Raw genomic sequence first — 12432 nt, 5'->3', positions numbered from 1 at the left:
TTCACCTGAATATATTATCCATTTCTAATCCTTTCAGTTTTAGTCTCTCTTAATGGCGGCCATTGATTTACAATGATATAACTCTTTCAAAAAAATGAAAAATCAATCACAGACATTGTTTCAAAAAGATTTGGTAAACGAAGCGATCAAACAGTCCTTCATCAAACTGAATCCGAAAATCATGTTTAAAAATCCCGTGATGTTCCTGGTGGAGGTAGGAACTGTTGTGATGTTCATCGTAAGTCTTTTCAGCCTTACAGGAAACCAGTCACAGGGAAGTTTCGCTTATAACTTTACGGTGTTCATTATCTTATTTTTTACGGTTCTTTTTGCCAATTTTGCCGAAGCAATAGCCGAAGCAAGAGGAAAAGCGCAGGCGGATACCCTCAGAAAAACACGTGAAGAAACTCCTGCCAAAGTGGTGGTGGACAATAAACCTGGCTTTCAGGTAGAAACGGTTCTGAGAATGTCTGCCGAAATGAAACTTGGCGATATTTTCCTTTGTGAAACCGGAGATCAGATCCCAATGGACGGAGAAATCATCGAAGGGCTCGCAACCATTGATGAATCTGCGATCACCGGAGAAAGTGCACCTGTGATCCGTGAATCCGGAGGCGATAAAAGCTCGGTAACCGGAGGTACAAAAGTTCTTTCCGACAGAATAAAAGTAAAGGTGACCACCAAACCCGGGGAATCCTTCTTAGATAAAATGATTGCCCTTGTAGAAGGAGCGTCAAGACAGAAAACGCCTAATGAAATCGCATTAACTATACTTTTGGCAGGATTTACCCTGACCTTTATTATCGTCACACTCACTTTAAAACCTTTTGCAGACTACGCGCAGACTCCAATTACCATTGCGGCATTTATATCACTTTTCGTTTGTTTGATTCCCACAACCATTGGAGGTCTGCTTTCTGCAATCGGAATCGCAGGAATGGACAGAGCTTTGAGAGCGAATGTAATTACTAAAAGTGGGAAGGCAGTAGAAACTGCCGGAGATATTGATGTACTGCTTCTGGATAAAACAGGAACCATTACCATAGGAAACCGTAAGGCAACAGAATTTCATCCTGCAGACGGAATCAGACTGCAGGACTTCATTAAAGCTTCAGCATTAAGCTCAGTTGCTGATGAAACACCGGAAGGAAAATCCATTATAGAACTAAGCCGGTTGAAAACAGAAGACCTTCTTGTTCCCAATCCCACTTACATTGATTTTACAGCGGAAACAAGAACTTCAGGAATTGATTTTGAAGACACAAGGATCAGAAAAGGAGCCTATGACACCATAAAAAAACTGACTGAAAAAGCCGGGAACATCTTCCCGAAAGAAACTCAGGATGCCGTTACCAAAATTTCTGAAAACGGGGGAACTCCTCTTGTTGTAAGTGTTAATGAAAAAGTCTGGGGCGTTATTGAACTTCAGGATATCATTAAAACAGGAATTCAGGAACGTTTTCAGAGACTGAGAAAAATGGGGGTGAAAACAGTGATGGTAACCGGCGATAATCCATTGACTGCAAAATACATTGCTGAAAAAGCAGGTGTGGATGATTTCATTGCCGAAGCGAAGCCTGAGGACAAAATGAATTATATCAAAAAAGAACAGCAGGAAGGAAAACTGGTTGCCATGATGGGAGACGGAACGAATGATGCTCCGGCATTAGCTCAGGCCGATGTAGGGGTAGCGATGAACAGTGGAACACAGGCGGCTAAAGAAGCCGGTAATATGGTGGATCTTGACAATGACCCTACGAAACTGATTGAAATCGTGGAGATTGGAAAACAGCTGCTGATGACCCGCGGAACACTGACAACTTTCAGTATTGCAAATGACGTTGCTAAATATTTTGCCATTATTCCGGCTTTGTTTATCACCTTCATCCCATCACTTCAGAAGTTGAATATCATGAATCTTCACAGCCCTGAAACTGCAATATTATCAGCCGTTATTTTCAATGCCGTAATCATTCCTTTCCTTATTCCACTGGCGTTAAAAGGAGTTGCCTATAAGCCGATCGGCGCCAGTGCATTATTGAGAAGAAACCTTTTGATCTATGGTTTGGGTGGTGTTATTGTTCCGTTCATTGGTATCAAAATCATCGATTTAGTGATTAGTTTATTCTATTAAAATTTAAAAAATGAAAAATCATATTGTTACAGCATTCAGACTGACTTTTGTAATGCTGGCTGTCGTGGGAATTTATCTTCTTATCGTATACGGAGGTTCAAAAGTATTGCCTACAAAAGGAGATGCGGAAATCATTACCCACAACGGACAGAAGTTCTACGCTAATATCGGCCAGGAATTTAAATCTGAAAAATATTTCCACGGGCGTCCTTCATCTGTTAATTATAATGCAGCGGGAAGCGGAGGAAGTAATAAAGGTCCGAGTAATGAAGAATATCTGGAAACCGTGCAGAAAAGAATAGATACTTTAAAAATGAATCATCAGGCTATGGGGAATGCAAAAGTTCCCGTAGAGCTGGTTACAGCCAGTGGAAGTGGCCTTGATCCTGATATTTCTGAAGAGGGAGCTTTGTATCAGGTAAAGAAAATTGCAGAAGTAAGAAACCTTTCTGAGGAAAAAGTAAGAAATTTGGTTAAAAATCAAGCAGAGAAACCATTTTTAGGACTGTTTGGGACGTCAAAAGTAAACGTACTGAAGCTTAATATTGCTTTGGACCAATTAAAATAAAGTAGACATCACCGTGAAAAAATATATCATTACCAGTGCAGTATTATTCGGGATATTTTTCCCGAAAGCACAATCATCAGATTCATTGAAAACAGAAAATAAAGTGACATTTTCTGCCTATGCAGAACTTTTCTATACTTATGACTTTAATGAACCTGCCAATCATATCCGTCAGAACTTTTTATACTCTTACAACAGGCATAATGAGCTCAATCTGAACCTGGGATTGGTAAAAGCGAATTATCAGAGTGAGAATCTCCGCGCCAATGTTGCTTTAATGGCCGGGACTTATGCGCAGGATAATATGGCTGCAGAACAGGACGCATTGCGCTATGTCAATGAAGCAAATGTGGGAATTAAAATTTCTAAAACCAAAAATCTATGGATTGATGCCGGAATTATGCCTTCCCATATTGGGTGGGAGAGTGCTATAGGAAAAGATAATATCAACCTGACGAGGAGTTTTGCCGCTGAAAATTCTCCTTACTTTGAAACCGGAGCTAAGATTTCTTATACATCAGACAGCGGAAAATGGTTTTTGAGCGGATTAGTGCTTAATGGCTGGCAGCGTATTGCAAAACCGGAAGGAAACCAAAGCATTTCTTTCGGGCATCAGGTGACCTACAAACCAACCGAAAAGATCACTTTAAACAGCAGTTCTTTCATCGGAAACGACAAATCAAAAGAAGAAAAAAGGATGCGGTATTTCCATGATCTTTATGGAAATTTTCAGCTGACAGACCGATTTTCGGCTTTGCTGGGGTTTGATATCGGAGCAGAGCAGAAAGAGAAAGGCAGCAAAAGCTATAATATCTGGTATACACCCAATGTGTTAATGAAATACCAGCTTGACAGCAAATGGGCCCTGGCAGGAAGAGTTGAATACTACAATGATAAAAATGGAGTGATCATCAGTACCAAAACACCCAATGGTTTCCAAACTTTCGGATATTCCCTGAATGTAGATTATGCGATTCTGAAGAATGTCATTTTCCGTACAGAAGCCAGAGGGTTTACATCCAAAGACGCCATTTTCGTGAAGAATGATGAAATGAAACAGGGAAATTTCTTTATCACAACAAGTCTGGCTGCCTGGTTTTAGAAAGTGAAAATTAAATGTAATTAACCACAAAGGCACAAAAGCTTCTGATATTTAAGTCATTTGAAATGTAAATGCTTTGTGTAGAGAAGACCACATAAGTTTAAAAACAAATGGCATATTGAACCGGCGATAATTAAAAGAATTTTTGAAAGGATAGTTCAAAGAAAAATATCCAGAATAATCGTAACTTACTTATGCGCTGTAATATTCAAAAAACAAAAACTTCTGTGCCTTTTGTATTAAAAAAATAAAGCAAAAAAAATCAATGTCATCAGCAAAACATTTTTTAGAATTGATTCAGAAATCCCGGAAAGGAAAATTCAAGATCTATATCGGGATGAGCGCAGGCGTGGGGAAAACATTCCGTATGCTTCAGGAAGCGCAGTCTCTTCTGCGTAACGGCATTGATGTAAAGATAGGTTATATAGAAACCCACGGGAGGGAAGAAACGGCAGCGCTTACCGGTGGAATTCCTGAGATTCCAAGAAGATCGGTTTTCTATAAAGGTAAAAATCTGGAAGAAATGGATCTTCAGTCCATTATCAATGAGCATCCGGAGGTGGTTCTCGTGGATGAGTTGGCTCATACGAATGTGGAAGGTTCAAAAAATAAAAAAAGATGGCAGGACGTGCTGGAAATTCTTGATAACGGAATCAATGTCATCAGTGCCATGAACATTCAACATATCGAAAGCCTGAATGAAGAGGTAAAAAACATCACAGGAATAGAAGTGGCAGAACGTGTTCCCGATAAGATTTTGAGTCTTGCTGATGAGGTGGTCAATATAGATCTTACCGCAGATGAATTGCTGACCCGCCTGAAAGAAGGGAAAATTTATAAAAAAGAAAAGATCCAGACAGCACTTACGAATTTTTTTCAGAGCGGTCATATCCTGCAGCTAAGGGAACTGGCTTTAAAAGAAGTGGCTGCTCATGTTGAAAGAAAGGTAGAAACGGAGATCAAGACAGAGAATTTTAAACCGATAAAATTTCTCGCATGCATCAGCAGTAATGAAAAGATCGCCAAAAATATAATCCGGAAAACTGCCCGTCTGGCGAGTTATTACAACAGTCAGTGGACAGTTCTCTATGTGCAGAAGCCTTCGGAAAATCCTGAAAAAATTGCCCTTGACAAACAGCGATATCTGATTAATAATTTTAATTTAGCACAGGAATTGGGGGCAAAGGTGGTCCGGGTAAAGGAAAACAGTGTCCATAAAGGAATTCTGGATTATGTGATTGCCCATAATATCACGACGGTCTGCATCGGAAAACCCCATGCACAGCTCTGGCAGCGTCTTTCCGGCTACAGCTGGATCTATACGCTGATGAACAGGCTGAACGAAAGACAGATAGATATTATTATTTTATCTTAGAAGTAATGAAACTTAAAACAAAACTCACCTTAGGCGTAGGTCTTTTATTTTTACTGATCGTTCTCATGTCGGTCATCGGATCTGTCTATATCAATAAGCTGAAATCCGACACTGAAAAAATCCTTACTGCAAACTACAACAGTTTGGAGTTTTCCAAAAATATGTTGTTGGCCCTGGATAAAATAAACACAGACAGTGCTGTTGCAGTGAATGATTTTCAGAAAAACAATAAGCTGCAGGAGAAAAATCTTACCGAATTTGGTGAAAAAGAAGCTACCCAAAGCCTGAACCTTCATTTCAACAGCTATCTTAAGCAGCCTTCTCCGGAAAAAGAGAAGCTTATCCGGGAAGATCTGGCCAAAATCATGTCCCTGAATATGAAAGGCATTGAAAGGAAAAGTGACATTGCGATAATTACTGCTGAAAATGCTACTTTTTGGATTGTAAGTCTGGGAACCGTTTGTTTCCTGATCGCTTTTATCCTGCTTTTTAACCTGCCACAGACCATTGCGGAACCCATCAACCAGCTTACATTCAGTATCAGGCAGATTGCTGCTAAAAATTATAATGAAAGGGTACATTTCAAAGGCAGTGAAGAGTTCAACAGTCTTGCAGATTCCTTTAATACGATGGCAGAAAAACTTCAGGAATACGAAAGCAGCAGCCTTTCCAAACAGCTGATGGATAAAAAACGGATTGAAACGCTGGTGAATAATATGCACGATGCAGTGATTGGGCTGGATGAGAACCACTTTATCTATATGATCAATGATGAAGCCCTGAAGATCACCAATCTCCATAAAGAAGAAATCATCGGTAAAACAGCTCATGAAGTAGCGGTTAACAACGATTTAATGCGTGAATTGCTGAAGAACATTGATCATCCGGTAAAAGAGCCGATTAAGATCGTCCGTGATCATAAAGAAAATTATTTCGAGCAGGATATTGTTCCTATTAATATTGTAAAAACCGGGGAGAAGGAAACAAAATATATCGGGAAGGTGATTCTTTTGAGAAATATTACACCTTTTAAGGAACTTGACTTTGCTAAAACCAATTTCATTGCTACCATTTCCCATGAACTTAAAACACCAATATCTGCTATAAAAATGGGCGTACAGCTGCTCGGAAACCAGAAATTCGGAGAGCTGAATGACCAGCAGAAAGAATTACTGAAAAGCATCAATGACGATGGCCAGAGGTTATTAAATATCACCGGAGAACTGTTGAATTTGTCACAGGTGGAAACCGGAAACATTAGCCTGACCGTTGAAAAATGTTCCCCGAAAGAAATGGTGCAGGCTGCTGCAAAAAATGTTGAAAAGCTGGCCGAACAGAAGAATATTCTGATCAATACCGAATATCTTATCGGGGATAATGATTTTGCTAGTGCTGATTTTGACAAAACGGTCTGGGTGATCAATAATTTCCTGACCAATGCGGTTAAACATTCTTTTCAGGATGAAAATATTAGTATTAGGGTAGAAAAAGAGGATTCAATGATTCAGTTCAGTATTACTGATACCGGAAGAGGAATAGATGAAAAGTACCATCGCCAAATCTTCGACCGCTATTTCCAGGTTCCGGGAGAACAACAGAATGGAACAGGGCTGGGCCTGGCGATATCTAAAAATTTTATAGAAAAGCAAAACGGTGAGATAGGAGTGAAGAGTGCGCCAAATCAGGGAAGTACTTTTTATTTCAGATTGCCGATGGCATAAAAGATTTTAAATAAATTCTTTTAGATTTGTATAAAATAATAAGAAGAAAATCAATCATGAAAACATCTGTTAATCTGCTATTATTCCTGCTTTTCATTCTTTTTCAATCACACGTCTCCGGACAGGCATTTAAGCTGGAAGAACTCGCTGCGTTCAATACACTTGATATGGCAGCTTTTAAAACAGAAATTAAAAAACAGAAATATACTTTTTACGATAAAACAGAAAGTCCCGCATTTATTCTTTATGAATACGATAGCCCCGGCTATACTTACAAAATTGGAAAATTTGAATATACTGAGAATATATCTCAGGACAATATAGAGTTTCAGTTTAAAGACAAAAAAGAATATGATGCCTATTTAAAGGCAATTCATGCAGCAGGCTATAAACAGACAGGAAAAGGGAAAATCCTTACCGGCGAAAGCTATACTGATTACCTTAAAGATAAGGCGCAGATCAGAATGGTTCAGCCCAAAACTGCGAGAGATAACTACACGATTCTAGTCTTCAAATAAAACAGAGCTGCAAAAAAATTTCACAGCTCTGCAGATATAAATATGATTATTAGTTTAAATTTTGATAAACTTTTGGATCATTACTTTGTCCTTAATAAACAGTTTAATGATATAGTTTCCTTTGGCCAGCTCGGAAACATTTACAGAATTACTTTTTACGCTTCTCGTATTAAGAATTCTTCCTGATGCATCATAAATTTCAGCTTTGATGATCTCATCACCGGATTTGATATTAAGAATATCTTGTACCGGATTTGGATAAATGCTTATATTCTCGTTGCCAGATTTAATTTCTGCAGTTGCCAGTACACCTCTTACGGTAGTAGTATATGTATTGGTAACAATTGGTGCATTATAATCAAAATAGATATTCGCGGTATTGCTGAATGCCTCACCCACTGTCAAGGTAGACTTTGTTTTGATCTTGAAAGAAATATATCCGTCGTTGTTGGCATCATCAAACGGGAGCTGTATATTTTCGAAAATAAATTCAACCTTATTCGTTCCGGTCATTCTCGTTACAAAACTGTGGCTTCCACTTAATGGGGTCAAGGTAGAAATGTCAAATTTCGCAGTATCGATCTCATCTTTCACCACAATATTTCTGGCATTGGCAGTGCCTTTGTTTTCAAACCGGATGAGGTAATGAACGTAATCTCCCACCTGGGTCTGTGCGATCATTGTTCCTTCTAAACAGGTTTTATCATTCGGGTCCAGAGAATTCACAACCGTTTGGTTCAGGGTAAAGGTATTGTCTGCAGGTGTATCATCCGGAGCCCCGTTGATTTGTGCTGTATAATGCAGGATATCACCATCGTTTACAGGTGGAGTATCGGTCGGAGTATTCAATTCAAATTTAACTTTGATTTCTCTGGTTTCAAAGGGAAGAAGACCTGTAAAATTCCAGACAAGATTTCCTGTTGATTGTGAATCAGGAATTACAGTAGAGCTTACAAAATCCATAATATTGTCATTGTAGCTGAATCCAACAGTCCCGGCCTGCATGGTGGTTCCTTTATTTTTGAAAACGATTTTGTAATCTGAATTAAACCCTGGTACTGCAGAATCCAGCGGAATAATTACAATTTCAAGATCCGGATGGGAGCCATTGGGCGTGATGCAGAAATTTTGAGTCAATGGGCTCGTCATCATCGGGAAATTAGCGGTAAAAGAAGCGGGTGATATACTGAAGTACGTAGAATTTTCAAGAACAGGAGTTATTGTATGCGTTCCTGCCTGAACCGGAATAGAATAGTCTCCCGATTGATTGCTTATGATACTTCCTGTAGTTCCGCTGCCTGTAATATTGAATTTCTGTAATGCTTTATTGGGATCCGTCGGATCGCAGCCGCTTCCGTTAAGATCATATTTAGTATTACCTTTGATGGTGTAGAAAGTTCCGCCCGGGGTGAATGAGCAATAAGAGTTTACTATTACATTGTTATAGCCATATGAGCTATTTGAAGCAATAATTTGATTGATTTCCAAATCATCACAACAGATATAGCTTAAATTGGGATTGTTTTGATAAGATACGCTTGTAAGCCTTCCGTTTTTTATAAAGAGGGTTTGTAAATTGTTGTTGGGAACACTGAATGAATTCAGGATTGTATTATGACTGATATCAAGAGAAGTAAGCTGGTTGTTATTCAGGAAAAGCGTCTGCAGTAAAGGAACAGCTGAAAGATCAATACTTGTAAGCTGATTGTTGAACATTCTCAGATAATTTAAGATCGGACTCTGACTTAGATCAAGGGTTGGCAGATTGTTATAACTGGCTTCAAGTGATTTTAATTTAGGTGTATTCTGAAGATTGATCGAAGTAAGCTGATTGCTTGAGCATACCAGATCTTCAAGTTTCGTTAAATTACTTACATCAAGATTTGTCAATAAATTTCCGGAAATATTAAATCTATACAGGTCGGCGAGTGAGCTTACATTAATACTGGATATATTATTGTTGCTGCAAAGTAAGTATTTAATCGTTGTACTTCCTGTAAAATTAATGGTTTGCACTTTTCCTCCCGTACAGGTTAATACATTCATTTTCGGAAGGTTTGAAATATCCAGATTGACAATATTAGCATTTGATACATTGATGTTCTCCAGGACAGGGCAGCCTGTAAAATTGGCAGAAGTCATATTGATGTTATCCGTAAAGCTTACCAGTTTTACTTTTTGCATACCGCTAATGTCTACAGAAAGCAGGCTAGGACAGTCGGATACATCCAGATATTCCAGGTTAGTGAAAGATTTTACACCTTCAATGGAGGAAATCTGGAACTGGTTGCCATTTGGACTGTAGATTGTGATATCCCTGATATTGGCTGCTTCGGAAAGCTGTATTTCGCCGTCGTTATTAAGATCCATAGGTATCCAGTTGCCTGCAAGATCCTGGGTAATATGGTTGGTGGCAGTTCCGGAAAGCAGTTTAGCTTTAAATTGAGGGTCCGGAATGTTAACAATCTGGGCTACAACAGATAAATGTGCCAGAAAGAGCACAAAAAAGTAAAGTTTTTTCATAGTTACGTGATATTTGTTTTTATAAATATATAAAAAATTATATTACGAAAAATAATTACTTTTTGTTTTTTATTGTTTTATATAATGTTTGTTTTTATTGTTTTTGTTTAAATAATTTATTTAAATATTGGTTTTATAGTAATTTTATTTATTTTAAAATTGAACTGGTCATTTCTGGGACCATCACAAAAGCTTTTTGACACTTAAGTTATTTACTTTGTAAAGTTTACATAAGTTCTTAAAAGATTATATGCACATACATTTATATAAATAGCATACAAAAACCATTGAAACCCGGTTTCAATGGTTTTTGTATTATTTGCTGAAGAAATTAGTGTTTCTCTATCAAATCCAGAAACTCCTGTTCATCCAGAATTGTAATTGTACCAATGTCCTGGGCTTTTTTCAGCTTGCTTCCGGCTTTTTCACCTACCACAAGGAAGTTAAGATTTTTAGAAACTGCAGAAATATTTTTTCCGCCATGTTTTTCCACCATTTCCTCCGCCTGCTCTCTTGTGAACAGGGACAATTTCCCGGTAAAAAGGAAAGCTTTCCCTTCCAGAATATTGGACAGGACTTCATTCATGCTTTCTCCCTTTTCAAGCTGCACACCATATGATTTCAAACGCTCAATCATCAGGATATTCTCCGGGTTGTTGAAGAATTCTACAATGCTTACGGCGATCTTCGCACCAATATCCTCTACCTGGCAAAGCTCTTCTACGGTAGCATTCTTAAGCTCATCAATGGTAGCAAAATTTTTCACCAGCTTCTTGGCAACCGTTTCACCCACATGCTTGATCCCGATTCCGTACAGAACTTTTTCAAACGGAATTTCTTTTGACTTTTCTATTCCTGAAATAATATTCTGTGCCGATTTTTCAGCCATTCTTTCCAGCGGAAGAAGCTGTTCCTTCGTTAAAGCATAAAAGTCTGCAGGATTTTCAATCAGGCGTTCCCTGTATAGCTGCTCTATTGTTTCACTTCCCAAATTTTCAATATTCAAGGCCTTCCTGGATACATAATGGATCATTCTTCCCACAACCTGTGGCGGGCAGTGAAGCTCATTCGGGCAGAAGTGGATGGCCTGATCCACAATTTTCACCAGTTCGGTTCCACACTCAGGACAGTTTTTGATATATTCGATTTCCTTACTTTCAGAAGTTCTTTTTTCGGTATGTACGCCGACAATTTTCGGAATAATTTCACCGCCTTTTTCCACATATACAAAGTCATGCTCATGCAGATCAAGCTTTTTAATGATATCCTCATTGTGAAGAGAAGCTCTTTTAACAATGGTTCCGGCCAGTAAAACAGGCTTTAAGTTAGCCACCGGAGTGATCGCTCCCGTTCTCCCCACCTGATAAGATACGCTCTGAAGCTCAGTTTCAACCTTTTCAGCTTTAAATTTGTAGGCCATGGCCCATCTTGGTGATTTTGCTGTATAGCCCAGCTGTCTCTGCTGTTGTAGAGAATTCACTTTTAGAACAATTCCGTCAATTTCAAAAGGAAGATTATGCCGTTCCGTATCCCAGAAATTGATGAACTCCTTCACTTCATCCATTGTTTTGCATAGTTTTGCCTGCTGTGAAGTCTTAAACCCCCAGCTTTGTGCCTTCTGAAGCAGCTCCCAATGGCTCTGTGCAGGAACATCCTCAGAAATAAACTGATAAAGTACCGAAGACAGTCCGCGTTTTCTTACCTCTCCGCTGTCCTGCATTTTTAAGCTTCCGCTGGCCGTGTTTCTTGGGTTCATAAAAGGATCCAAACCTTCCTCCTCACGAAGTTTATTGATCTTGTCGAAGTTTTTCCGGGTCAGATAAATTTCGCCTCTCATGAAAAAATGAGCCGGGAAATCACCTTTCAGTGTCAAGGGAATATCAGAGATCGTGCGGACGTTTGATGTAATTTCATCGCCCTGGAAACCGTCACCACGCGTTACGGCCTGTGCCAGTTTTCCGTTTTCATACAATATGGAAATAGAAGCACCGTCATATTTCAGCTCTGCAACAAATTCCACCGGATCATTGATGGTTTTGATAATTCTTTTCTCCCAGTCTTCAAGATCGTCAAAATCATACGAATTGTCCAGGGAATACATTCTGAATTTATGCTGAATCGTTGGGAAAACTTTGGTAATACCGCCGCCTACACGAACCGTAGGAGAATTTTCATCATAAAATTCCGGATGTTTTGCTTCCAGATCCTGGAGCTGTTCCAGGAGCATATCAAACTCATAATCAGTAACTGTAGGAGTGTCCAGAAGGTAATAGTTTTCATTATGCTGATGAAGCTCTTTACGAAGCTGTTCTATTTTTTGCTGTATGTTTTCAGACATTGCTTTCTATCTTTTGAGCAAAAATAGCTAAACTAATTCCATTAAAAAATACCATAATTAAATATTCTGGAAATATTAAAAAGCTGTAATATTATTTAAAATACTGATAATGATTATCTTAAAACACTTGTTTAAATTAATTTAACAGAATGT

Annotated in this window: 8 protein-coding genes; 6 read left to right on the top strand and 2 right to left on the bottom strand. The window is 38.6% G+C overall.

What is annotated here, in order from left to right:
* The first annotated feature begins 94 nt into the window (after positions 1-94).
* From kdpB to J2T03_RS08250, 6 genes are all read left to right on the top strand, one after another.
* Positions 95-2134 (top strand): potassium-transporting ATPase subunit KdpB, encoded by a 2040-nt coding sequence (gene kdpB / locus J2T03_RS08275; RefSeq protein WP_307210621.1) that lies wholly within the window; start codon positions 95-97, stop codon positions 2132-2134.
* A gap of 10 nt (positions 2135-2144) precedes the next feature.
* A complete protein-coding gene (gene kdpC / locus J2T03_RS08270; protein WP_307210618.1) occupies positions 2145-2702 on the top strand; it encodes a K(+)-transporting ATPase subunit C in 558 nt (185 codons plus the stop codon).
* A gap of 13 nt (positions 2703-2715) precedes the next feature.
* On the top strand, positions 2716-3804 hold the full coding sequence (locus J2T03_RS08265) for a porin (protein ID WP_306844220.1): 1089 nt from the start codon (positions 2716-2718) through the stop codon (positions 3802-3804).
* 265 nt (positions 3805-4069) lie between these two features.
* The gene (locus tag J2T03_RS08260; RefSeq protein WP_306844222.1) at positions 4070-5179 is read left to right on the top strand and encodes a sensor protein KdpD; all 1110 of its coding nucleotides are present in this window, start codon (positions 4070-4072) and stop codon (positions 5177-5179) included.
* 5 nt (positions 5180-5184) lie between these two features.
* Positions 5185-6900, top strand: coding sequence for an ATP-binding protein (locus J2T03_RS08255; protein WP_307210615.1), 1716 nt, complete (start codon positions 5185-5187; stop codon positions 6898-6900).
* A 56-nt stretch (positions 6901-6956) separates the two neighbouring features.
* A complete protein-coding gene (locus J2T03_RS08250) occupies positions 6957-7418 on the top strand; it encodes a hypothetical protein (protein WP_307210612.1) in 462 nt (153 codons plus the stop codon).
* A gap of 54 nt (positions 7419-7472) precedes the next feature.
* Here the strand turns inward: J2T03_RS08250 and J2T03_RS08245 are convergent, their stop codons facing one another.
* A complete protein-coding gene (locus J2T03_RS08245) occupies positions 7473-9941 on the bottom strand; it encodes a DUF7619 domain-containing protein (protein ID WP_307210609.1) in 2469 nt (822 codons plus the stop codon).
* Between the two features lie 331 nt (positions 9942-10272).
* The gene (ligA, locus tag J2T03_RS08240) at positions 10273-12279 is read right to left on the bottom strand and encodes an NAD-dependent DNA ligase LigA (protein ID WP_306844228.1); all 2007 of its coding nucleotides are present in this window, start codon (positions 12277-12279) and stop codon (positions 10273-10275) included.
* Positions 12280-12432: the final 153 nt, after the last annotated feature.

The organism is Chryseobacterium lathyri (genome assembly GCF_030812195.1).
GTDB classification, from domain to species: domain Bacteria; phylum Bacteroidota; class Bacteroidia; order Flavobacteriales; family Weeksellaceae; genus Chryseobacterium; species Chryseobacterium lathyri_A.
This window is presented reverse-complemented; position numbering and strand designations above follow the sequence as displayed.

Excerpts from the sequence above, each read along its gene's own strand:
- kdpB (WP_307210621.1), top strand. The coding sequence starts at position 95 with ATGAAAAATCAATCACAGACATTGTTTCAAAAAGATTTGGTAAACGAA.
- kdpC (WP_307210618.1), top strand. The coding sequence starts at position 2,145 with ATGAAAAATCATATTGTTACAGCATTCAGACTGACTTTTGTAATGCTG.
- J2T03_RS08260 (WP_306844222.1), top strand. The coding sequence starts at position 4,070 with ATGTCATCAGCAAAACATTTTTTAGAATTGATTCAGAAATCCCGGAAA.
- J2T03_RS08255 (WP_307210615.1), top strand. The coding sequence starts at position 5,185 with ATGAAACTTAAAACAAAACTCACCTTAGGCGTAGGTCTTTTATTTTTA.
- J2T03_RS08250 (WP_307210612.1), top strand. The coding sequence starts at position 6,957 with ATGAAAACATCTGTTAATCTGCTATTATTCCTGCTTTTCATTCTTTTT.
- J2T03_RS08245 (WP_307210609.1), bottom strand. The coding sequence starts at position 9,941 with ATGAAAAAACTTTACTTTTTTGTGCTCTTTCTGGCACATTTATCTGTT.
- ligA (WP_306844228.1), bottom strand. The coding sequence starts at position 12,279 with ATGTCTGAAAACATACAGCAAAAAATAGAACAGCTTCGTAAAGAGCTT.